The following is a 23,785-nucleotide window of genomic DNA, read 5'->3' as shown; positions in this document are numbered from 1 at the left end:
TAGGGTTAGAATCACAAATTTGATCACTGAGCAATCTTTTCTCGGCTCAAAGTTCAACCTGCATCGTCTACATTCTGATCACTCTCATCCACACAATTCAGATTCTCCAACCAACAAGTTAGTCTAGAACCAACCTTTTCAACCGAGAAGTACTTTCGGATTGAATCCGGTATCGCCTTTCGCCAATCGATTCCACCGGGCGAATCTATATTGCTGCGTTCATTAAAAACAACGCGTCTGGACAGTGAAGATCGTCCAACCAGATCTCCTCTCCCACGACTGCAAAGGCACCACTCGCCAGCTGTTCTTTTGGGGGACTCCGATAATCGAATCTTGGAACTCATAATAGGTTTGTAAAAAACTCTCGAGTTGCGCGAAGCCAACCAATCGCGCTTTCCAAAACCATCGTTTTTCGGAGGAATAGTCACCGCATCGACCATGGAGTCCTTTACAACGGAAGAAAAAGCGAGCCTAGGTGGACGATAACAATAAAGGAATAAAAGGGCCTCTAAAATGCTCCAGTCCCGACACGCGTGTTGTGACCTACACTACAAATCTCCTTAAAGCCTTTAGGCTATATCCTTATTGTCTTGGCTGGGTGCTGTTCTTTTATGCCTCGCAATCGGCGAGTCAGGCCCAGGTGCTCACAGCTAGTATCGGCTTCGTTACCGACACAACGGATCCTACTTCTTACACAGCTACCTTACCCCCATCGACGGCGGTTGGGGTGCCGGCCAGTGTAAAACTTTCTGCAGATGGATCCGATAGCAATATTGATCTAGTCATCAATCTCTTGGATGAGGTGGAGTTCCTTCCCTCTTCTGACTTCACCTTCAACTGGTCCCTTTTTGAACTTAGGACCGAAATGGGGAGTCTTGAGGTCAACAGTCAAGGCCCGCTCACCGTTTCCCAACTCGTAGCACCAAATGACATAACGGTTATTGGAAATGCAGGAATCCTCGCGATCGGAACCCCAAACCCTAACCGCACCCCGGGCATTGGTTCAGAGGTCACTGTCACTGTGTCGGATGACATCACGGTCTCTGGCGTCGGAGAAACGACACCCTCGGCCAATTCACTAACGCTCCTTCCTTCCGGTTTTCGAACGGCCCAGCTTAGTGGAGTGACGGCCGTTTCCTACGGGAATCAAAGCACGGACCAAGACAGCACTACTGGCAATACGGTGACCGTCACTCTTGAAGATGATGCAACGATTACCGTCAACCAGACGGATTCATCGGTTATCACTGCCGGTATTTCCGCCTCCTCCGCAACCGGACCGGGGAAAGACAACTACCTTGATGATCCGGACGAGATTCACGCCGTTACGGTTCACCAAAGTGGTGACATCATCGTCAACGCTGATGCAGGGGTAGGCATTTTTGCGAATACAACTGGAGGGCAGTATCGGGAGGCGGGAGACGGTGAAGCAATCGGTGGCGCAGTAACGGTGCATCTCAAAAACCGATCAACCGGCACGGACGGTCCTTCAATCAACACAAACGGTATCGGTGTTTTCGCCCTCAGTGAGGTTTCCCCGGTCGACGACGATAGCGATATTCCTATCGCAGGTGGCGACGTTAAGGTCATTCTGGAGAGTGAAACCGAAATCAACGTGGGGGACTCCAGTTCCACCCTCTCCATAGGGGTCTTGGCAGTCAGTGCAGCCGCAAATGAGCTCATCAACCCCTTCTCCACGGTTGACGACCCCGTTGATACGAAAGGGCGGGGCTCCGGAGGTTCCGTTAAGGTGACTAACCACGGGTCCATTACCACTGCGGGTGACACTTCGGTGGGGATCGCTGCTTTAAGCATCGGAGGCGCGAGCATCGTAACGAACTCTGACTCAGATGGAAGTGAGAATACTTTTTTAGGAAGCAACGGCATCCACCTCGGTGCTGGACAAGAGGTACATGTCGACCACAAAGAGGGGGCCAGCATACTGACCATCGGCCAGGGAGCCCACGGCATCGTCGCGTTGAGTAGCGGCAACGGAGGCTTACTCAACAACTTGGGCGAAGCGAACCGAGCGGATCAGAAAGGCCTAACAATTGGCAATGGACCTTCCGCGAGTTCCGATTCGGGTAGTAGCGGTGGCACCGTCTCTATCACTAGTGGCGGGAAGATTACGACCGGTGACGGCAGTAGTGACTCACAGGCATCAATAGGTATCGTGGCCCAGTCCATCGGCGGTGGTGGTGGTAGCGCGAGCAAGAAATCGTCTCTTTTTGTAGGCGACCGAGGAGGTGCTGGCGGCGATGGAGGAGAAATCGACCTCACGATTGAAAGCAGCAGTGAAATCACCACCAACGATGTCAACTCCATCGGTATTCTCGCCCAATCTATAGGTGGAGGTGGGGGCAACGGCGGAAATGCCGAGGGTTTCTTTGTCGGTGTAGGAGGAAAGGGCGGAGACGGAGGTGCTGGGGGTCAAATCAAATTTTCGATCGATGGCGCGATCAATACCAATGAGGATCATTCCGGTGGGTTAATCATCCAATCCATAGGCGGTGGGGGTGGTCACGGCGGAGGTGCTACTGACTATACAGCTTTTTTGACTGCGGGAGTCGGCATCGGCGGTACAGGCGGCAAGGGCGGTGATGGGGGCATTATTGGCTCCGATGTGGACTCAGCCACGATCCAACAGGACTCCACAATCACTACGCTCGGAGACAACTCACCCGGGGCAACCATACAAAGCATTGGAGGTGGCGGAGGAACCGGCGGAGGATCCTCCAGCTTCGATTCTACGGCCGGTCTCGGAATTGCCATTGCAGTAGGCGGTGATGGCGGTGATGGCGGTGATGGCGGTGAAGCCTATTTGACCCATTCCGGCAGTATCACTACCGGGAAAGAAGTGACAACGCCTCTATTCGGCCTAACCGCCAATGACGGCGCTGACTCAATCGGCACTATTTTGCAATCAATCGGCGGAGGCGGAGGTCATGGTGGCTCAGCCTCTGCTCGGGCCCTGTCGTTTTTGGACCCTCTCTCGGACGACCCAACCGCTTTTTCCGTCGCTCTAGCCCTTGGAGGCACGGGCGGTAACGATGGCGGAGGCAAAGGCAGCGGCAGGACAGCCATTTTCAGCCAAGATGGAACCACCACCACTTGGGGCGACGGAGCACATGGCGCACTCGTGCAAAGTATCGGTGGGGGGGGCGGTAACGGCGGGGACTCTAAAGCATTCAGTTCCGCCCTCGCCTCCGATGCTCTTACTTTAACGTTGAGCATCAGCCATGGAGGCAGTGGCGGCGATGGCGGTGACGGCGGAGTCGTGGATGCTTCTCTCGAAAATGGTTCTTCGATTACCACCCACGGCCAAAACGCTTCAGGACTAGTTGCCCAGTCCATCGGTGGGGGCGGAGGTAACGGTGGTCTCGGTACGGCCCTTTCTCAAAACATCAACTTGGGTGGAGACGGAACCTCCCTCGACTTTACGATTGCGGTGGGCGGAAGCGGAGGAAGTGGCGGTGACGGAGAGGGAATCGTCCTGCGCAGCAACAGCACCATCAACACGGGCGGAGTTGGTTCCAAAGGGATTCTCGCCCAGTCCATCGGTGGGGGCGGGGGTAACGCAGGCGGAGGAAGTGTTGGAGGCGGCAATACCGAATATCAAGTCCAAGTCGCAGTTGGCGGAAACGGTGGGGGCGGAGGCGAGAGCGATGAGGTTTCCGTTACCCACCGCGGCTCCATTACGACAAAGGAAAGTGACTCAGCTGGCATTATTGCTCATTCGATCGGGGGCGGTGGAGGTATCGGGGGTAATGCCGCCATTCAGCAAGCTACTTTTAAATCGGATACGTATAGCTCAGCAGTATCCGTAGGGGGGCAAGGGGGAACTGCCGGAAATGCCGAAAGCGCAAGAGTCGAAAGCACAGGAAGTGTGACCACCGAAGGCGACCGTTCTTACGGGATCGTGGCGCAGTCGATCGGCGGTGGGGGCGGCATTGGAGGTTCTGGGGCAGCCTACTCATCAAGCAACGTCAACAAGGGCGATAGTCCCAGCGTCAACGTGGCCGTTGGTGGTCAGGGTGGTGGCGGAGGAGACGGCGGCCAAGCCGGTGTTCTCTTAAGTGAAGCAACTATTAAAACGAGTGAAGCAACTATTAAGACCAGTGGCTACGCCTCTCACGGCATCGTGGCCCAATCAGTAGGTGGCGGTGGAGGTATCGGGGGTGACGCTTCTCTCGACACCGACAGTTTTCTCAATCTCGGTTTTCTCGTGAGTGAAGGCGTAGGAGCCGGAGGCAAAGGCGGAACGGTGGAGGTTTACCAGAATGATCGGGTGAAAACTACCGGAAAAAATAGCTTTGGCGTTGTGGCTCAGTCCGTTGGCGGAGGTGGGGGCATCGCTACGCAAGGCTCGGACGTAGAGCTATTTGACTTTGGCTTCGATCTTTCGCCCTCAGTCAATATGACCTTCGGCGTCAATTCAGATATGGACGGAAATGATCCCAGCAATGGCGGGGCTACAACCGTTAACCTCAATGTGGCGGCTCCCGGGAATTCAAACCTTTCATCCAACAACCTCACCCGAACCGAGGGAGACTGGTCAGTTGGAGTATTAGCACAATCCATTGGTGCTGGTGGAGGAAAAGGAGACAACATCTCCGGAACCAATTCCAATGCGATTCCGGACCTAACGATCGTTCTCGGCTCGCCTCAAGGGCATGGTTCGGGAAATACCGTGGACATTGTCGCTGGCACGGCGACCGTCACTACCGGGAGTGCTTCTGGAGGTTTTGGCGCCTACGGTATTCTCGCACAATCTATCGGTGCCGGTGGAGGCATCGCTACTGATGGATCAAGCGCGGCCACCGGGACGATCAAGCTAGGGGCATCCTCTGGAGGAGGCAGCGGAGGCTCCCGCGATGGAGGCGATGTCTCTCTCAGTGCCGAAGCCCTTACTGCCCAAACCGGCGGTACTGCTGCCCATGGGGTGATTCTTCAATCCGTTGGAGGGGGAGGAGGCGTTGCCGGAACCGGTGCCACCAAAGACTTCTCTGGCAGCCTCACCGGAGTCGATGCCCCGAACTTAACACTCGGAGGACAGGACACTCTTGGCGATGGCGGCTCCATTATGATGACCGACGGAAGGGTCACCGTTACGACTACGGGAGACAACGCCTTCGGTTTCATCGCGCAAAGCATTGGAGGCGGAGGTGGCATTGCTACTGCGAAACAAGGAGACGGAGAGGTCACTCTAGGGATGACCATCAACGATGGAAACGGGGACCGGCGCTCAGGAGGGACAGTCGACCTTACCTTTATCAACTCCGATAGCTATACCAGCACGATCACGACCTATGGAATGGGTTCCCACGGTCTCGTCGCACAAAGTATCGGTGCCGGTGGAGGCATCGCCAATCCGAACTCTGCCTCAGGGATCAACCCCAACCCTGTTAAGCGCACAGAATCGGCCCATGGTTATGGTGATGATGTCACGCTGAACCTAAACGGAAACATTACAACCTCGGGAAGCGGAGCTTATGGGGTCATTGCTCAAGTGATTGGCGGCGGCGGTGGTCTATTCAATAGTAGTGACGGAGCAAGCTTTGCCGGGAGCACTGGAGGGGCAAACTCCTCTTCCGACGGAGACAGCAACGGCACCCTCACGATCACAGTGAGAAGTGATGCAAATATTTCCACACAAGGCTCGGTCGCGACCGCAATATTCGCTCAAAACGTAGTCGGAAACGGAAACTCCGGAAACTCGATTAACATAACCGTCAACGGTTCGGTCTCCAGCGGAAACGGGACGGGGATTATGATCCACGGTGGGACGAACAGCACGAGCGGTGATTCGACCAACTCCCTCACAGTCAACTCGGGAGGCGAGGTATCGAGCCAGTCCGACGAGAACGCCGTCCACTATCTCGGCGAGGATGGAACCGAAACCTTCTCGATCAGTAACCGTGGCACAATTTCAGGGGGAGTTCTGTTCGAAAACAGTTCTGCCAGCAGTCTGTTCACGAATGAAAGCATAGGTGTGTTCAACTCTGGAAGCACTTTGGATGCTCTGATGGATGATAGTGGAGTTTTCTCCGTTGGAGGAAGCAGCGTGCTTCAGACTACGGTGAAACAGATCTACACCCAGAACCTTGGCGGCACCCTGAAATTTGATGTTCAATCCGAGAGCTTCTTCGATCAGTTGTTCTTCGAGGCCACCTTTGGAACGTTCGACGGAAGCGTGGAAATTACACTACTGGACAACGGACGAGATTTACAGGTCGGAGATCAACTGACTCTGATCACTGCCTCCGCATTCAATTCTTTCGCAGGTAGCTTCATTTCGACAGCGTCGTTTTTTGACGTTCCTGTCGGCATGGAACTTGACCTCTACGCGAGCAACAGTGGTGCCCTTATCCTTGATGTGATTGCAGTTCCGGAACCTCAACACGCTGCCCTCTTCCTGGCCGTGGCATCGGTCCCCTTAATAGCCATGCGTCGGAGACGCAGAAACCACTATAGCTAAACAGCGCCTCACTGATTGCTCCCACAAACATGATTCAGCAACCGCTTCACGCTCTCGGCATGCACCGGAAACTGCCTCTCGGTTATCGATTGGATCGGTCGGACTTCCATCGATGCACTGGATAGGAACAACTCATCGGCCTTCCTTAGATCTTCCAGTCGGATCTCTTCCTCGGCAATGGCCTCCCCCTTCAACGCCGAGTTGCGGATCAGACGTCCTCGAATCACTCCGGCTAAAGCACCACTCTCCAGCGGTGGCGTTATCAACCGACCTTCTCGCAACAGCCAAAAGTTCGAAAGGGTTCCCTCCACGATCCTGCCCTCACTCAATAGCAACGCTTCGTCCCATCCGTTTCGTCGCGCTTCGCGGAAGGCCATGATATTCACGAGGTAGTTGTTATGCTTCCAGTAGCTGATCGGTGAATAGCCTTGATGAGGAAACCGCGACACCCCGATCCGCAACGGTTGATCTCCGACCATCAAACCCGAAGGGTAAACCCGGACCATCCAGTCTGTTTCCTCGCCTCGCAGGTGAAGTGAGAATCGGGCAACCCCATCCGAACACTGATTTTGTTTTGCGAGTCGGCTGACCTGCTCCATCAAATCATCGGGACCAACGGTTACTGATATTCCCAAGGCCTCAACAGTTTCCCCAAGACGTTTCCAGTGATCGGAAAAATACCGAATTGCGCCATTTCGCAGAGCCATTGTCTCAAAGCAGCCGAACCCATAGAGCAGGCCCTCAGAGGTCGGGCAAACGACCGCCTCGTTCTCTTTGCGGATGCTTCCGTTCCAGATAAAGAAAGGTTCTTTGCCTCTTTCCACGTCTACCTGTCTTTCCATTCTTCAAGACTCCAGCCAAGGGCAACAAACAACTTTCGTGCCTTCTCGAGAGTCTCCTCGTACTCCATCGCAGGATCAGAGTCCCAGACAATACCGGCTCCAACGCCGAAATCGACCGCATCCCCCTTCATTTCAATCGTTCGGATAGCGATGCTCCAGCGAGCACATCCCCCTACGGAGAGAAAGCCAATCGTCCCGCAAAAGGCATTCCTCTCTTCAGACTCCAGGTCTCTGATAATCTCCATAGCCCTGACTTTTGGCGCACCAGTTATTGAGCCTCCCGGGAAAACGGCACCCAAAATCTCTCTCCACGTCAAATGCTCCTTCAAACGCCCCTGCACTGTTCCCACCAAGTGATGGACCGAAGCATAAGACTCCAAAGCGAAGCTAATTTCCCCTGATACCGATCCGGGTTCGCAAATCCTCCCCAAATCATTCCGCTCCATGTCTACAATCATGAGTAACTCTGCTTGCTCTTTTTCACTACTCATTAGTGCCTCTGCCTGCAACTGGTCGGTCGTTGGATCCGAGCTGCGAGGTCGAGTGCCTTTGATCGGGCGAGTTTCAATCCAGCCGGACGAATCTATCGCTAGGAACAATTCGGGAGAACTGGAAAAAATCTTTCGTTTACCGCAATCCACGTAGGCAGAGTAAGGAGCGGGATTCGACTGCCGTAAGGAGCGGTAAAGCTCCTCAGCAGAACCGTTCCATTTGCAATGAAACCGCTGAGACAAGTTAACCTGGTAAATGTCCCCTGAAGCGATCCATTCACGGCACTTTCTCACAGCCGTCATGTATTGATCTTTTGTGACGTTTGCAGAAGGCATCGTGCTACGCTTGCCCAACTGCTTATGCTCTCGAAGTGTAGAAGAAAAGGGAACCTTCCCTACCCAAGCCTCCAAAATTGCATCAGCATCATCAACCCATGGTCCAGCGACCGCGAAAAGCGTTTGTGACGGTGCATGCTCAATGAGTGCACAAGCATAGAGTCCGAGCCAACCAGTCGGGCGAAAACGTTCGTTCGAAGGATAAGGTGGCATTTGATTCTGATAATCCAGATGCCCCATCAGGCCTCCGCAAAAAGGAACTTTCTCAGACGGATATTTTCGAAGTTTTTCAGCCCATTCGTCCATCCACGACACGAGGTCTTCCGCGGGGCCTTCTCTTGTCTCGATGGGATCCCAACTCAGTATCGACCATTCCGAGCCACGCCCACCGCTAGATGCATCCAGCCATAGACAATGCCTTTTCTGGGTTGCCCATCCAAAGACGTTAGAAAGACGTTGGGTCACCTTCAGCTCGATAACTGGCATGCGTAAACCGAATCCTTCACCTCAAATATCCCCTGTGTTGAACATCTCTTTACCCACTCCTCTACGGATTTCTCAGATACTATCCAACTGGGAACCAACTGCGACAACGGTAGCAGCACAAAGGCCCGCTCCGTTATGCGAGGATGGGGGATCTCGAGACTTTTACTTTGGATTTCCTCGTCCCCAAACAAAAGTATATCCAAGTCAATGATTCTCGGTCCCCACCGCTCCCTGCGAACTCGACCCATTGCTGACTCAATCGCGAGAACTTCCTTTAGGAGCTCATTTGCTGTAAAGGTCGTGAAGACTTCAACAACTCCGTTCCAATACTCTTCCTGTTCGCCTGGACCTACGGCAGGCGTCTGAAATACCGCTGACCCGTTGCCCAAAGAAATCTTCGAACGGTTTTCCAAAAGCTGAAGAGCCTGCGCAAAATTGCGCTCACGGTTCCCCAAGTTGCTTCCCAGCGCCAGGTAAGCCTTTACTACTCCTTCCGCCACCGCTCGACGGCTACTGACACCTCATTAAAAATTCCCGGAAGCGGCGCCTGCGGTTTTTTTACCTCAACAACAACCGAAGAGACCAAGGCAAATTTCTCAAGGATCGCTTGGGCGACTTTCTCAGCTAGAGTTTCCAAAAGGTTGAATCTCTCTGTCTCGACGAGACACCGGACCGCCTCGTAAACCGCGGAGTAGTCAATCGTATCTTCCAGGTGATCAGTGGCTGAGGCTCTGCCCGCATCCATCCTCATTTCTAGATCCACGTAAAAACGTTGTCCATGCACAGCTTCCAAAGGAATGTTTCCATGAAAGCCAAAGAACGCGAGGCCCCGCAGAAAGATCCGGTCAGCATCCTTACTCATTGCGAAAAATCGCATCACTCATACGCGACGCTCTCAGGTTTGCCTCAACATCATGCACGCGTACTACATCCACTCCGCCAGCAATTCCCGCCACCGTGGTTGCAAGCGTTCCCTCCAGTCGCTGATCCACTGGAAGGTCAAGAGTCATGCCGATTACTGATTTCCGCGAAGCACCCAAAAGGAGAGGATAGCCAAAGGAACGGAGTCTATCTATCGACCGGAGAATAGTGAGATTCTCTTCGACCGACTTTCCAAACCCAATTCCCGGATCGAGGACAATTCGATCTCGTGAGATCCCGGCACGATCAGCACGCCTCAGACTTTCTTCAAAAAAAACGCAGATGCTGGAAATGATATCGCCTGTCACATCCTGATTGCGGGAGTTATGCATCACTACTGCACCAGCCCCGGCTGAAGCAATGACCTCTGCCATTCTTTCGTCCATCTGAAGACCTCCGATGTCGTTCGCAATAGCTGCTCCTGCAGAAAGTGCCTTTTCGGCAACCTCCGCCTTGTAGGTATCGACTGAAATCGGCACGTCCACAGAATCCCGCAACGCTGAAAGAACCGGTTCAAGCCGCAACCACTCCTCTTCCGCTGGAACCTCGACCGCTCCAGGTCGTGTTGACTCGGCGCCAACGTCAATAAAATCCGCGCCTGCCGCGACCATATCCAAGGCGTGCTGAACCCCCTTTTGAACCGAGCTGAATTCACCGCCGTCCGAAAATGAATCCGGGGTTATGTTCAGTATCCCCATCAAAAATGTCCGACTACCCCACGCTTCATTAGGCCATGGAGACATCTTTGTATTCACGGGACTTTCGACCATCGTCGGAGAAGAACAAAGAATTCCGTCTATTCCGAGTTCGTTTTCGCCCGAATAGCCTTCGTTACCTTGACTTCACCAGAACCCAAAGTGACAGTTGTCGCCGGTCCTGACCTAATGCATTCAGAACACCCCTCACATATTCAACCAAGGTTTTCGCCTCTTCTATTTGGCGTTTCGATCGTCGCGTTAGTCTGGTCAGCGGTTCTCCTCTTCGCCGGAGGCTTTACGACAAGTATCGGTGCAGGAATGGCTTTTCTCGACTGGCCACTTTCCAATGGTTCCCTGAACCCAGAAGGATGGACCCAGAATGCCGATCAAATGGCGGAGCACAGTCATCGCCTCGCGGGAATGATTATCGGAATCCTGTCCCTAATCATCGCCGTCTCATTTCACCGCATTGAGAAGAGGAAGTCGGTCCGTTGGATCGCCTACGCGCTCGTCCTATTTGTAATCGCACAAGGAGTGCTTGGTGGTCTTCGAGTTCTCCTCGACAATCTAAACACGGGAGCGGATTCGAACGCAGTCGCTCGATCATTCGCCATTGCTCATGCGATGGGTGCTCAAGGCGTGGTTCTTACACTTGCCTCCCTCGTCGTCCTATCCTGCCCGGGCTGGTTTCGTACCTCGACCCGCTCTCACAGACTTTCGTCTGTTCAATTGCTCGGCTACACCGCCTTGGGGTTTTTGATTGTTGCCATCCTCATTGGAGCAGTCATGCGCCACAACGGAGCCGGTTTGGCTATCCAGACCTTCCCTGCTGCTGCACCTGACGGTTCATGGCTTCCTAGCAGCGATAATTTCGGCGTGTGGGTTCACTTTCTTCACCGCACTCTTGGTATTTTGGGAGGTATTCTGGTTTTGGCCTTCTCACTCGTCGCTGCGTCACAAAAAACTCTTCCCTACCAAGCAAGGGCTCTTGCGGTCGGTTCAGCTTTTCTCACAGGCATCCAGATTTGGTTAGGACTCCTGATTCTCGAAACTATGCGTAATCCTCACGTGACCACCCTCCACATGTTGAATGGGGCTGCTCTGGTTGCTACTCTCTGGTCTTCGATCTTTTGGTCACACCGCTCCTTGATTCCCAGCGAGAAACCAGCACCCTCTTCAGTTTCGTCCCGTAAACCATATGCAGCCTGAATCAAAAGTGGAAGAAGCCGAGATTACCTCGGTGGGCCCTAGCTGGAGAGTTTATCTTGAACTTTCGAAACCGCGGCTTGCCTTTCTTTCAACGCTTACAGGACTGGCTGGGTATCTCGCAGCACCAGACACTTTTTCATGGATCACGTTTCTAGGCGTCGGCTTCGCGATCTTTCTAGCGGCCTTGGGAGCGCTCGCACTCAACCAGACGATTGAGAGAGAAACTGATGGGCGGATGGAAAGGACAAGAGGTCGCCCGCTGCCTTCGGGTCAACTCACCGCTTTTCCGGCAGGGGTGTTCGGGATCACTCTCGCTTCGATCGGAACAGGTCTCTCTTTGCTGCTTCTCCCCGTCCCGGCAACGGTGTTGGTCGTAGCAACAGTCCTGATCTATCTCCTATTGTATACGCCCATGAAGCGCACAACCCACTGGTGCACACACATGGGTGCGCTACCTGGAGCTCTCCCGCCGTTGATTGGCTGGACTGCAGCCACAGGAACGGTCGGCGGTCTAGGCTTATGGCTTTTCCTGATTGTCCTTTTGTGGCAGATGCCCCATTTCTTCGCGATCGCCTGGCTTTGCCGGGAGGACTACGAACAAGGCGGACTCAAGGTTCTTTCAGTTACCCACCAAGACGGGAAAAGGCTGATTTTCGAAAACTATTTATACCTCCTCTTACTTTTTCCCGTTTGTATAGCTCCGGTCTTTCTCGGATTGGAAGGCTGGGTCTACGGCGCCGCTACTCTGGTCATAAACGGGATCTTTTTATTCGAAGGTATCCGCTTCGCCAAAACTGTTCGTTCCGGTGGATCGACCGGAAACCGGCTTTTCTTCTTTAGTTTACTTTATTTGCCGATCCTCTTGATCGTATTGCTACTCGACCGAACCGTCCTTTGAGTCGATGAGCTTTTCGCTCCCTGCACTGAATGCTGTCCTCAACGGTTCAGCGGTCGTTTGTCTCACGATGGGATTTGCTCTGATTAGAAAGGGGAGAGTGAGGGAACACCGGATTGCTATGATCTCGGCCCTCGTGATCAGCGGCTTCTTTCTCTTCTTCTACCTACTGGATAAATACCTGAAGGACTGGCAGGGGACACCATTCCCCGGAGATGGTTTCTGGAGAGCTTTTTACATAATCATGCTGGCAACCCACGTCATCCTCTCCATGGTGATGCTCCCGATGATTTTTCGAACCCTCTATCTCGCCATTAGAGGGCGGTACGAAATCCATCGCAAGTGGGCCAGAGTCACGTATCCGATCTGGTATTACGTCTCAGTAACCGGAGTGATGATCTATTTCTTTCTCTACCACTGGCCGGTATAACAGCCGGCAAGAAATCGCTTTCAGGTTAGCGACGCGGTTCTCCACGCGGCCTCGTGGTCCGAACGGCTACGGGAACCGGATTCGGTGAGATCGATCAAACAGATGGCGAACTTTAAACGTTCAATATTCAGCGTTTAAAGTTCAACGTTCGCGATCCCCTCAACAGCTAGCCCACAGTCACCCCGATCACTTCCACCCGCTCGGTCGGCTTGCTTTTCTCCCCACCGGACCCGTAGCTACAGGGCGTGTCCCCAATCGATACCAACACTTCTTCGCCCGACTCCAGTTCACCGAAACCGGTATACTGCCCGTCTAGAAATGAACACTCGTCAAGGCAGATGAAAAACTGGGATCCTGCAGAGTTGGGATCGCTGGACCGGGCCATAGAAAGAACCCCTTTCTTGTGCGGCCGACTATTGAACTCCGCGTCAACCGTGTGGCCAGGACCTCCCGTTCCCCACAAGTGTTCCTTGCTCGCTTCCTTAGTGAGGGGGTCTCCGCCTTGGATCATAAACCCTTTCATAATCCGATGAAAAGCGGTCCCATCGTAAAAACCGTCTTTCGCCAGTTTTTTGAAATTCTCGACCGTCTTGGGAGCCACATCCTCCCAGAAAGTGACGACCATGTTCCCTTTGCTTGTTTCGATTGTCGCTTTTTCGTTACTCATCCCTGACACGCTGACGTGCGCCAGAAAGGAAAGCAAGTGTCAGAAAAAAGAGAGCTCTCCTTTCAACCTTCTTAACAGAAGAGCAAATCTGGAAGCGCCGCTATGGAATCAAGAACCGCATCCGGTTTTCGGCTCGAATCCATCAACTGGGCCTCTGCGAATTTGCCCGTGCGAACGAGAACTCCTTTTAAGCCGCAATCCATTGCTCCGAGCACATCACTCTCGAGGTCATCTCCAACCACCGCTACTTTCTCTCTAGGCACCCCCAGCTGGGCCACTGCACCCGAGAAGAATTCCGGTGAAGGTTTACCGAGACAGATCGGCTGCTTTCCAGAACCATAAGCCAGCGCTTCAATAAATGGGCCCATGTCCAGAAACAACTCTCCCTCGGATTCAAAGCGACGATTTCGAGCAAGCGCGTAAAAAGAAGCGCCACCCATAAGGAGCCGGAAAATCTGATTGAGAATCGAATACGAAAAGTCCTCACCAAGGTCTCCAACGATTACCACGTCGGGTTTCTCGTAGTTTTCACGAATGCCGACCAGATCGCCTTTTAAATCCTCTCCTACAAAAAGCGCTGCCGTTTCAAACCCGTCTTTTTTCCACTGCTCGCGGGCTGCAACCATCGGTGTAAGGATCGCCTCTTCTGCAGTTTCAATTCCGAAGTCGGCCAGCTTCTCTGCTATGAGGCACCTCGGTTTAGTCGTTGTATTGGTGAGAAAGAGATAAGGAAGCTTGCGACTTTTGAGTTCGGCCAAGCACTTCCGGGTCCCCTCAATTCGCTTATCCCCAGAATAAAGCGTTCCAGAAAGATCGAGTAAGATTCCTTCTACTTCGAACCCTTCCATTCCCAAAAAAGCCGCAGATTTTGGGCCATCTTTCAACCGAATTGTAATACCAAATTTCTAAAGAGACCAATCCCGCTTGCATTCTCTCTGCTCTGCTTCGATTTTGATCTGTGCGAGTAACCACCGCATTCTCCTTCGCCCTTGTCGTTGCAGTTTTGTCCGCTGAACCAGATCCAAAAACCCTTCGATCCTTCCAATGGGAGAAGCGTATCGTGGTTTATCAGACGGGTGACTCCTCTCTCGATAAGCTCGAAGAATTGATCGAATCCCATTCCTCAGGCATCGAGGATCGCGACCTCATCTTTCTGCGTTTGGGCGACAATACGGATATCAAATTCCATGAACCCCTGACTCAATCGGAACAAAACCGGATTCGCGAAGAGCTCGACTTTCCAGAGTCAGACAAAACGCTCTTTCTGTTGATCGGTAAAGATGGAGGAATCAAGGACAGGCAATTCGAGAGCCTCAGAATAAAGCCATGGTTTGATCTAATAGACACCATGCCAATGCGCCGACAAGAGATGATTCGCGAAGGGAAACGACCTCAGTAGCAGAAACATCCTCAGTGATTTGACGAAAAGTTCTATTGGGGTTCTCTCGCGGTATGGCTACTGAAAACGAACATACCACCACTTGGCCCGAGCTAGCAATCGGGCTCTACGACAAACTGACAGGCCGCAACGCGGAAATCACCTACGAATTTGATCAGCTCGAAGTAAGCGTTCCCAGCGGAACCGGGGACAGTGCTTCCCATGCCAAATGGAAAATCAACGGGACTCTGAAGATCCGCACGAAAGAGCAAGAAGGCTGAAATGAGGGAGCTCCTCTTCGAAGGCTCCCTTCAGGTGAGTAGCGGCCAGGGAGAATTCAGTCTACGGAGTGAAAATGGGCGGCTTGCTGTATTCGTTCCTTCGTGGACGGCTCTTCTTAGATTTGTTACCAACCGATCTAGAAAGTCCGTTTTCGCTCTCATAAGCCGGTTACCCCCTGTCGTGATCTCCCCTGTGCCGGTGGTAGTTGGCACACGCCAAGTTGCTCTGCTTACAGTCTCCTCGGGGTCAGCCACAAACAAACCGTCTATGAGCGTGAGGATAAAACCGACTCCGATTGCCTTCCTAAGAAAACGGTAGACTGGAAGCGGCGCGAATCTTACAAAGTAGGCTCCTCTCCGCCCTCTCATTTATTCCCATGTCCATCCCTCCTCGGAGGTGGCCTGCGGAACACCCGTTCGGCAGGAACAAACCCCTCACCGTCGACCCTGATCGTGTGTGGATAGCTCTCTTCTCTAAGAAAGTCAGACGAGCTACTGGGTAGTTCAGTCACCTCGCCTCCACGGACCAAACGTACGAAATTTTCCACCCGCTGTGCATCTCCCTGCGGACCATGACCCAAGCGAGGTTCTCCGGTTTTAGGGTCACTTCGCTGCGCTCCAGCACCATGGACGTCCAGCACCCTTCCCCTCATCTCACCAATTGCCCTCCCGAAGGACACGTAAACTGCCTGACCCGCATTAGGCCCATCATCGTGGGTGGTTGAAGTCCAAAAGTAAGGATAGTCCTTCACTCCCTCCTCGTTGTTGATCGTTGTCGTGAAAAAAACCGGGTCGATCGCCGCAGAATCGGTTGTGTCAGGCGAACGCTCGTAGTCGACTATTGACTGCAGCTCCTTTGCATTGGGAAGCCGCCAGTCCGAATATCCAGCGAACTCGGACTCTTCAGCCATTTCAAGAGCGCCCTTCCAATCAAGCCCTTTGCCACTATCTCTTTGGCTCCACATCAATCCCGTAGCCGTATCCGTCACCGTCCCATCGCCATTATCCTCGAACTGATTCACCCCATAGTCCCCAATTCCCCGCACGTAGCGGACAAAGAATTTTTTCTCTCGGCCGCCTCGTCTCCCGTAACCGTATCCTTTGATCCGACCGTCGGCAAAGTTGACCCCGAAAAGCGTATCCTCTCCACCCATAGTTCCCGGCTCGTACTCGGTATCGGTAAGCCACTGCGCATCGATGTAACGCTCGCCATCCTCTGAAGATCCATAGCGGAAATCAAAATAGTCTGTGTTGATAAACGGAATCGCATCAGGGGGAACCTCAGACATCGATGAGCCCCGCGTCATCATTCCCGTGCGACCACGAAAATCAATGAGTGAATAGAGCTCTTTGATGTTTGGAACCCGCCAGTCAGAATACCCGCCAAGTTCGAGGACCTCTGCCTCAGCTCTGGCCTCCTCGAGAGAGAGTTTATCTGGGCCTACCGCCTGGGACCACATAAGCCCGGTATTCAAATCGGAAACAGTCCCGTCTCCGTTGTCCTGATAGGCTGATTGATACCCTGAATATTGGGCATCCTGTCCAAAAAAATCCTGACCCTCTAGCGGTCTCTCAATCTCCTCAAAGTCGTTATAAAACCGTGACTGGCCGGTATCCACCACCCTCCACGCCGCCGGCAAACATGTGGGTAAAAAGAGTAGGAGAAAAACCGCGATCTTACTATTCTGATTCATTATTCGGTTTCGTTCGCAGGAGAATTTCATTCCGCGAGGAGAGACTTTCGTTCGCAGTAAACTTCGCGTAGTCGTTCTCATACTGAATAAACGATGAATTCTCTAGGAAAACGCATGCCTTTCATCGCATTTAGCTGAAGAGGGTAAGAAATCCTTCCTCATCTATTCTACCCCTTTCAGGCAATCTGCACCACTCTCCTTGATCGGATCCGCCCTCAACGCCACCCCTATCGACTGCAGGTCCCTGAATCTCGATTAAACCTGGTCTATTGTCCCCAAGTTCGTTCCGAGACCGATCATCGAAGATTCGAACACGACCATTTGGAAGAGGGCGTCCCACCGTTCCAGAAACCGATCCTGTCTGGCAAAATCCATCGAGATCGGCATCAGGCACGTTGAGCGAGACAAGAACTTTGCTGTCCTGAGAGAAGAAACCGTCCAACAAGCTCACCCCAAACTTCTCGGAAAACAATGCCCGCATCTCCGAATCAGCCCCGCCAAAAAGAAATGCCAACCGAACGGATCCAAGCGATTCAGGTAAGATTTTCTGGACCAGCATTTCAAAAAACGCAGCTTCTCCAAAAAGAATCGTGGGACGCGCCTTCTTGAGCACCTGATCATCAAAATCACCGTCCGTCGGAAGTTCAGAATAAATGCTGCGACAGCGAGTGACCGCTGGAAGCCAGAAATTGACTAGTTGCCCCAGTGGATCGTCTGACGGGAACGCACCAAAAACTCCATCCTTTCGGGATAACCTTGCGACTACTTCCAACCCGTTCACCTGGGCAATCATCCTGTCGCTTAAATCACGAATCGCCGCAGGATTCTTCCCTCCCGAAAGTCTCCGCTGGACCCTCCGAATAGCCTTCTCCCGCACCTTTCCATCTGAATTGATCCGGAATCTCGCCGCTTCAACTGCCCCCCGTTGCACCTCTGCCTCTGCTTTTGAAACGAAGCCACTCTCAGTGGACTCAATGGGCTCTCCCACCCAAAGGTAAATACGGCGCAGTAAATCGGACGGATGGAAGAGAACTGGTTTCCCATTCAGCCCGAGGCCAGCCCGCGTGCGAAAACCACCCTCAATGAAGAACGGCACCACCGCAGCATCGGTTCCACGGATGATCGATTCCAAACCGTGTTTAAACGGATGTAAGTGTCCCGTTCGCGTAAATCGGCCTTCCGGAAAAACTCCCACTACTCCACCTTCGAGGAGCGCTTTGCGGGCTACCAGAAGAGACCGGGCCAATCGTTTCGGATCATCTTTCTCGTGAATCGGGATCGCTCCGGAAAACATGAGGATCCATCGAAGAATTTTCCCCCGATCCTCCATATATTCCCTAGCCACCAGAAAACGCACCTTTCGGGGTCGCAGCGAGAGGATCCAGAGTGCGTCCATAAAGCTGGTATGATTTCCAAACAAAAGGGCAGGCCCTCTCCTCGGAATGTTTGCCGCGCCCTTCGCCCGAACCCGATAAAACGATCGGGATACCAACAAAACCAAGATCCAACGAGAGATGTCGGGGAAGATCCAAAACCCCAAGACCGCCAATCCCAGCAGCAATCCGACAACTAAAAGGAAACCAGTCATTGTTTCTTTTACCTACGTAGACGAAAGACGGGCAGTCCACCATGTCTTTCGCGAACCTTCCGGGTCGAGAAGAACATCCCCACAACAAGGGAGAGGGCCCGCCTTTCGATGAATAAGTCCTGACAATCAACCTGGTGTCGAGGCAGGACCACAGATCTCAAAGAGAGTAAAAGGATCTACATTATTCTCCTCATCTTGAGTGAGGCTAAGATTGGAATGACCCTGTTTTAAGAGTCTTTACGGCTAGATCCATGTAACATCGGTCGCAAAGACCGATGACCGGAAAAGGCTGAAGGTTACCAGTGAAACTGAAATCGTCCGTGTCCGCCGCGGACGCTACTCTATCCATGTGAAATACGGTCTTTGGATTCAACGCGCAGAGCGTTACTCACCATCACCTTCACATTCACATTGTCAAAAAACAAAGCAGCTTCTTAAGAGGTAGGAAACTCGATCAGACTTCAATTTGCCTGAGCTGGAGACCATTCACCGTTTGGTCGAGCCGCAACACACTCGTAATGACCACGGCCCAGGAATCGACGCTCGCAAAGCCCTTATCCACCAACATCTTGAATGCATTGAGGATCGTCTCCTCTCTATCTTCCTCGAATGGCAAGACAAATGGATGCACACCCCGCAACAAACGTAGCTGGGGAGCTAGTTTCGGCAGATCCGTGAAAGCAAAAATCGGACTACCGTGAGGGCGCAACGACGAGACTACTTGGGGTAAGTTTCCAGCGCGGGTAAAAACAACCACACTGGCACCTTCGATGTCTTCCGCCAATTGTGCTGCCGATCTAAGAAGTTTACTTTTTGGGCGTTTCAACGGAACCGGTATCCGCGTTTCCGACTCTTCCAACCGTTCCGTTGTCTCTGCAATCCTCTTAAAAACCCTCACGCACTCTAAAGGAAATTTCCCAACGGTAGTTTCCCCCGACAACATGATCGCGTCGGCGCGCTGGCCGACAGCGTAGGTCACATCGGAAACCTCGGCGCGCGTCGGAACGGGATTCTCAATCATCGATTCGAGCATGTGAGTCGCTACAATCGCGGGTTTTGTCAGACGAATACACGTCGATACTGCTCTCTGTTGAATCACCGGAAGGTCTTCATAAGGACACTCAATCCCCAGGTCACCCCGAGCCACCATCAATCCATCGGAAGCACGAATGATGTCGTCTAAATTGCGGATCGCCTGTTGATCCTCGATTTTCGCAATGATTCGAGCACTGCTCCTCTTTTTTTGTAGATAGCGACGGAATACTTCCACGTCCTCCGGCTCACGCACAAAGGATTGGGCGAAAAACTCCACGCCCGCCGCGAGACTGGCATCGATATCCTTTCTGTCTTTGTCCGTGAGACAGGGAAGACTCACTCGAGTTCCGGGAAGGTTGATGTGTCTACGGCTTCCGAGACTTCCACCAATTTCCACCACACATCCGAGCCGACTCTGCATTTTCTCAACGACCTTGAAGCGGAGAAGACCATTGTCTACCAGGATAGAAGAGCCCTCTTCCACGTCATTGATCAGACCTGGATAGTTCACCTCTACCAAAGGAATCCCTTCGCGTTTCTCAGCGTCTTCGGAACAGGCGAAATCGATCGAATCACCAACAGCAAGTTCAATCGACTGTTCAAGTGCACCCGTCCGAATCTCCGGACCTTTGATATCAACCATTACGGCTATCGGCCGCTCCTCCGCCTCGCCCGCCGCCCGGACTTTAGCGACAATCCCCGCGACAGCCTCCCGCGGAGCGTGGGCCATATTGACGCGGCAGACATCGACGCCCTCTCGGATCAATGATCTCAGCATTTCCGGGCTATCACTAGCCGGCCCAATCGTGAAAATTATCTTCGTGTTTCGATGATGCATAGCGAATCCAGCTACCCTAGACGGACTAGCTAGCGGCGTGCCAGCCATTCTTCGAGAGGTGTCGAGTATTTTGCAGAAAAACGGGGGGGCTGCAGCTCGACGGCGATAGTCATTGATTTGAGGTGGCGTTGGAAAACGGCCTACACACTGACTATCGTCAGCGTGCTAGAGGGATACCGCCACTCTCCTACCCCGGCGAAACCACAGTCATCTCCACCTCATGCGCCAGAGACTCAAAAAACGGCCCAAAAGTATCCTCAACCAGAGAAACCGAATTACAGTCCCGGCTGAGATGAGAAAGGTGAACCGACCGCCAGCGAGGGCGCTCGACCTGTTGCAAAGCCGCCAAGGTATCTTTGTTCGATAAATGCCCATGACGCCCCCGGATCCGCTGCTTGAGCGACCAGGGTCGTTTCACATCTGATTCCAGCATATCCTCGTCGTAGTTTGACTCAATCACTACGGTCTCGGCTCGTGAAAGAACAGGATGTATCGCGGGTGGCACGTGCCCGAGGTCGTTGATCCAAGCAAGGCTTTGCCGTGGCGAAAAAAGATCATCCCTCCCCCACTGGAAGATAAAACAGACCGGATCATAGGCATCATGGGGAACACCCACAGGCCGAACTTCGAGGTCCCGAAAAACAAAAGGGCGACCCGTTTCAAAAATCTTCCACTGCACCCCTCGTTCCAGTTTCCCTTGCAGACACTCCGCGGTATCTCGATTCGCAAAAAAGGGGATCTCGGAAAAACGCGAAAGCCCGCGCACCCCAGCAGCGTGGTCGTTATGCTCATGGGTAACAAAAACTCCATCGAGTTCCTCGGGTTCGACACCGATTTCCCTAAGCATAGAAGTTGTTTTGCGTCCCGAGAACCCAGCATCAATCAAGATCTTCGCCTCTTCAGTCTGCAAAAACGCGCAGTTCCCCGCGCTACTGGACCCAAGAATCTGAAAACGAGCCGTCACCTACCAGAAGCCAAACCCAGCAGTTCTAATCGGGCAAACCTTTTACGAAAGAACCTCAAAAATGGTAGGGCGTAGCGTCCCGCAAGCCGGGCACAGCGAAACAAACCCCCATTCTATGATTAACCCATCCGTAGCTCGACGACGAGAGTCGCTGAGGAAGTCGGACTACCTAAAAACCCCCCTCTACTCTGATTTTCGTCACCACGCTACCATATCCGCCGCGGAACGAAGAAAGTCGTTTCGATAATCCCATTATCTCTCCGAAATCGCTGTCGCGTTTCCGCTACACTAAAGCAGTCCGTCGGTAACAGTAAAGCGGCACAGTCCCAACTGATCTTCTGTCTTCTGACATCTGGCCTCCGACTACTGCCTTCAGACGACTACTCCACAAACGGTGTATACTCAGTTACCCTCTCACGAATCCTGTCCTTCACTTCGGACTCGGAGAGGGAGAGGAGATCCTGCTCCAAGGTTACCATCCATTCCTCAAATTCGGCCCCAGCCCCGAGATTTGTTCGTAGGGCACGGATCCTTGGATGCACGGTCTCTTCTGAATTCTCGGTCTCGTAATTTAACTCCTCGAAGAGTTTCTCTCCAGGCCGTAGCCCAGTGATTTCAATTTCGATCTCGGTGTCAGGCTCGAATCCACTCAGTTGAATCATCTGCCGGGCCAGATCGATGATCTTTACCGGCTTGCCCATATCGAGAAGGAAAATCTCGCCTCCTTCGCCAATTGCCGCCGCCTGAAGAACCAGCCCCACCGCTTCAGGAATCGTCATAAAATAGCGGGTCACGTCCGGATGAGTCACCGTAACCGGCCCACCCCGTTCGATTTGCCGTCGAAAGGTAGGGATCACGCTCCCGGAAGATCCCAGAACATTCCCAAACCGAACCGAGCAGAACTTGGTCCCACTTCTTCCAGTAGCATCGGCTGCACAAGCCGATGACTCCTGTAAACTCTGCACCGCCATTTCCGCTAATCGCTTAGAGGCCCCCATGACGCTAGTAGGGTTAATCGCCTTATCGGTTGAAACCAAAACAAACCTCTCCACACCAAACTCACGGGCCAAACTTCCTATTCTCAAAGTTCCAACTGCATTGTTAGCCACGGCCTCCCATGGTTGGGTTTCCATCAACGGAACATGTTTGTAGGCTGCCGCATGAAAAATGATCGCAGGTCGGTAGCGCTTCAGGATTTTCCTCATCGTAAGCGGTTCGCAAATATCAGCCACCAAAGCGGTCACAGAGGCACCCGACTCATTTTCTCTCATTTCCTGTTCAATGGAAAAAACCGCTAATTCTGAGTGATCAAGGAGCAAGATCCGAGCAGGATTAAACGAGGCTACTTGCCGAACGATCTCGCTCCCAATGCTCCCGCCTGCACCAGTGACGAGAACTACTCTCTCTTTAACGAAGTCCCGGATCGAATCGTTGGCCACAAGAACCGATTCACGCCCTAAAAGGTCTTCGACCTCAATGTTTCGCATCTCCTCAATCTTAACTCTCCCCGTGGAAAGCTCGTGCAAGCTGGGAATAATCGTAGTTTCGAGGCGAGCAGCCCGTGCGGATTCCAGAATCTCGCGAACGCGCCGTCCGTTGAGTGAGGGAATCGCTATTGCAACTGTAGTGATGACAAACCGATCAGTTGCTCCTTCGAAACTCTCGGGAATAGGGACGATCGGTATACCATGAATGTCTCTTCCGACTTTACCCGGATCATCGTCAAAAAAGACTACTGGATTCACACCAAGATGCGGTTTGGCCAAAAACTCCGCCGCAAGGGTAGCCCCGGTTGATCCTGCTCCAATCACCCCGATCCTCTCTGTTTTCTTCCTTCTTCCTCCCGATTTCTGATTGAACTTTTCCCGAGCGACTCGCAACCCCATGCGGAAGCCAACCAGAAGAATCAGAGAAAGAAGAAAATCGGCAAGAAGCACTCCACGTGGAATCACTTGAAGACCAGTCGGCTCAAGAACACGCACAATCAACAGAACCGTGCTGGCAAGTAACAGTCCAAAGAAAAGGCGGCTGAGGTCAGGAATCCGGAAGAATGAAAGTAGCCCTCGAAACTGCCCAAACAGCCAGAGACAAACCAGCTTCAGTGGGATGACGAAGGAAAGCGCGACTAGGCGCTCGACCTGTGCCTGTTCCGGAACGAGAAAATCAAAACGGAGATCGTAGGCGAGCCACAGGCTCATCGCGAAAAAAAACGCGTAAGCAATCGCAAGGAGAACTACCCGTAAGTTACGGAAAAGCTCACTAATGTTCTTTTGTGGCGGCATCGACGAGAAAAGCCTTTAAAAATTAGGAATGCATGCAAATAAGCCAATCACCGAATTGCGGCCGAAGGCAGGAATAACTCTGAATTTTCATTCGGATTGGATTGGGACGCATACCATGCTCAGGAGAGTCGGCGCGGGACGGAGATTCGAACACAACTTACTTCCGATTTTGTTTATCCGGCTATCACACTAGGAAGAGGGTTCACCCCTCGATCCGCGTGTGTTGTCCCCGGAGCTGCATCATCGAGGGATGAACCCTCTCCTTACAGCAC

The 23,785-nt window shown here is 52.8% G+C and carries 18 protein-coding genes; 6 read left to right on the top strand and 12 right to left on the bottom strand.

Features of this window, described 5'->3' with window-relative positions; translation table 11 throughout:
* Window positions 1-538: 538 nt before the first annotated feature.
* Window positions 539-6,478 (top strand): hypothetical protein, encoded by a 5,940-nt coding sequence (locus AAGJ81_05215; protein ID MEM0965529.1) that lies wholly within the window; start codon window positions 539-541, stop codon window positions 6,476-6,478.
* An 8-nt stretch (window positions 6,479-6,486) separates the two neighbouring features.
* Here the strand turns inward: AAGJ81_05215 and AAGJ81_05210 are convergent, their stop codons facing one another.
* From AAGJ81_05210 to folP, 5 genes are read right to left on the bottom strand one after another with little or no spacing between them, the layout of a single operon-like run.
* On the bottom strand, window positions 6,487-7,320 hold the full coding sequence (locus AAGJ81_05210) for an aminotransferase class IV (protein ID MEM0965528.1): 834 nt from the start codon (window positions 7,318-7,320) through the stop codon (window positions 6,487-6,489).
* Window positions 7,305-8,633, bottom strand: coding sequence for an aminodeoxychorismate synthase component I (gene pabB / locus AAGJ81_05205; GenBank protein MEM0965527.1), 1,329 nt, complete (start codon window positions 8,631-8,633; stop codon window positions 7,305-7,307). The genes AAGJ81_05210 and pabB overlap by 16 nt, the downstream gene beginning before the upstream one ends.
* Window positions 8,615-9,133, bottom strand: a complete 519-nt coding sequence (gene folK, locus AAGJ81_05200; GenBank protein ID MEM0965526.1) for a 2-amino-4-hydroxy-6-hydroxymethyldihydropteridine diphosphokinase — start codon at window positions 9,131-9,133, stop codon at window positions 8,615-8,617. Before folK ends, pabB begins: the two co-directional genes overlap by 19 nt.
* On the bottom strand, window positions 9,118-9,495 hold the full coding sequence (gene folB, locus AAGJ81_05195) for a dihydroneopterin aldolase (protein MEM0965525.1): 378 nt from the start codon (window positions 9,493-9,495) through the stop codon (window positions 9,118-9,120). Before folB ends, folK begins: the two co-directional genes overlap by 16 nt.
* The gene (gene folP, locus AAGJ81_05190) at window positions 9,488-10,297 is read right to left on the bottom strand and encodes a dihydropteroate synthase (protein MEM0965524.1); all 810 of its coding nucleotides are present in this window, start codon (window positions 10,295-10,297) and stop codon (window positions 9,488-9,490) included. The genes folB and folP overlap by 8 nt, the downstream gene beginning before the upstream one ends.
* A gap of 114 nt (window positions 10,298-10,411) precedes the next feature.
* Here folP and AAGJ81_05185 point away from each other — a divergent pair, with 114 nt between their 5' ends.
* Genes AAGJ81_05185 through AAGJ81_05175 form a run of 3 tightly spaced genes read left to right on the top strand, consistent with a single transcriptional unit; the run spans window position 10,412 to window position 12,786 of the window.
* Window positions 10,412-11,461, top strand: coding sequence for a COX15/CtaA family protein (locus tag AAGJ81_05185; protein MEM0965523.1), 1,050 nt, complete (start codon window positions 10,412-10,414; stop codon window positions 11,459-11,461).
* Window positions 11,451-12,359 carry a heme o synthase gene (gene cyoE, locus AAGJ81_05180; GenBank protein ID MEM0965522.1) on the top strand — a complete coding sequence of 303 codons (909 nt, stop codon included), beginning with the start codon at window positions 11,451-11,453 and terminating at the stop codon, window positions 12,357-12,359. Before AAGJ81_05185 ends, cyoE begins: the two co-directional genes overlap by 11 nt.
* 4 nt (window positions 12,360-12,363) lie before the next feature.
* Complete coding sequence (locus tag AAGJ81_05175) at window positions 12,364-12,786, top strand: DUF420 domain-containing protein (protein MEM0965521.1); 423 nt, start codon at window positions 12,364-12,366, stop codon at window positions 12,784-12,786.
* 166 nt (window positions 12,787-12,952) lie between these two features.
* Here AAGJ81_05175 and AAGJ81_05170 read toward each other — a convergent pair whose 3' ends face one another.
* Window positions 12,953-13,453, bottom strand: a complete 501-nt coding sequence (locus AAGJ81_05170) for a peptidylprolyl isomerase (GenBank protein ID MEM0965520.1) — start codon at window positions 13,451-13,453, stop codon at window positions 12,953-12,955.
* Between the two features lie 71 nt (window positions 13,454-13,524).
* On the bottom strand, window positions 13,525-14,301 hold the full coding sequence (locus AAGJ81_05165; protein MEM0965519.1) for an HAD-IIA family hydrolase: 777 nt from the start codon (window positions 14,299-14,301) through the stop codon (window positions 13,525-13,527).
* 110 nt (window positions 14,302-14,411) lie between these two features.
* Between AAGJ81_05165 and AAGJ81_05160 the strand changes: the two genes are divergently transcribed.
* Both AAGJ81_05160 and AAGJ81_05155 read left to right on the top strand, forming a co-directional pair.
* A complete protein-coding gene (locus AAGJ81_05160; protein MEM0965518.1) occupies window positions 14,412-14,852 on the top strand; it encodes a DUF4174 domain-containing protein in 441 nt (146 codons plus the stop codon).
* Window positions 14,853-14,905: 53 nt separating this feature from the next.
* Entirely contained in the window at window positions 14,906-15,112 is a 207-nt protein-coding gene (locus tag AAGJ81_05155; GenBank protein MEM0965517.1) for a hypothetical protein, read from the top strand.
* A gap of 365 nt (window positions 15,113-15,477) precedes the next feature.
* Here AAGJ81_05155 and AAGJ81_05150 read toward each other — a convergent pair whose 3' ends face one another.
* The 5 genes from AAGJ81_05150 to AAGJ81_05130 form a co-directional block, all read right to left on the bottom strand.
* Complete coding sequence (locus AAGJ81_05150; GenBank protein ID MEM0965516.1) at window positions 15,478-16,806, bottom strand: DUF1566 domain-containing protein; 1,329 nt, start codon at window positions 16,804-16,806, stop codon at window positions 15,478-15,480.
* 130 nt (window positions 16,807-16,936) lie between these two features.
* Window positions 16,937-18,394, bottom strand: coding sequence for a 1-acyl-sn-glycerol-3-phosphate acyltransferase (locus AAGJ81_05145; protein MEM0965515.1), 1,458 nt, complete (start codon window positions 18,392-18,394; stop codon window positions 16,937-16,939).
* A 454-nt stretch (window positions 18,395-18,848) separates the two neighbouring features.
* Window positions 18,849-20,267: a pyruvate kinase gene (pyk, locus tag AAGJ81_05140; protein ID MEM0965514.1), complete on the bottom strand. Its 1,419-nt coding sequence runs from the start codon at window positions 20,265-20,267 to the stop codon at window positions 18,849-18,851.
* Between the two features lie 187 nt (window positions 20,268-20,454).
* The gene (locus AAGJ81_05135; GenBank protein MEM0965513.1) at window positions 20,455-21,231 is read right to left on the bottom strand and encodes an MBL fold metallo-hydrolase; all 777 of its coding nucleotides are present in this window, start codon (window positions 21,229-21,231) and stop codon (window positions 20,455-20,457) included.
* 380 nt (window positions 21,232-21,611) lie between these two features.
* Entirely contained in the window at window positions 21,612-23,513 is a 1,902-nt protein-coding gene (locus AAGJ81_05130; GenBank protein MEM0965512.1) for a nucleoside-diphosphate sugar epimerase/dehydratase, read from the bottom strand.
* Window positions 23,514-23,785 lie beyond the last annotated feature (272 nt).

This window comes from Verrucomicrobiota bacterium, assembly GCA_038744685.1.
Taxonomy (GTDB): domain Bacteria; phylum Verrucomicrobiota; class Verrucomicrobiia; order Opitutales; family Puniceicoccaceae; genus Puniceicoccus.
The sequence above is the reverse complement of the archived record's forward strand: the minus strand, read 5'-3'. Positions and strand labels throughout refer to the sequence as shown.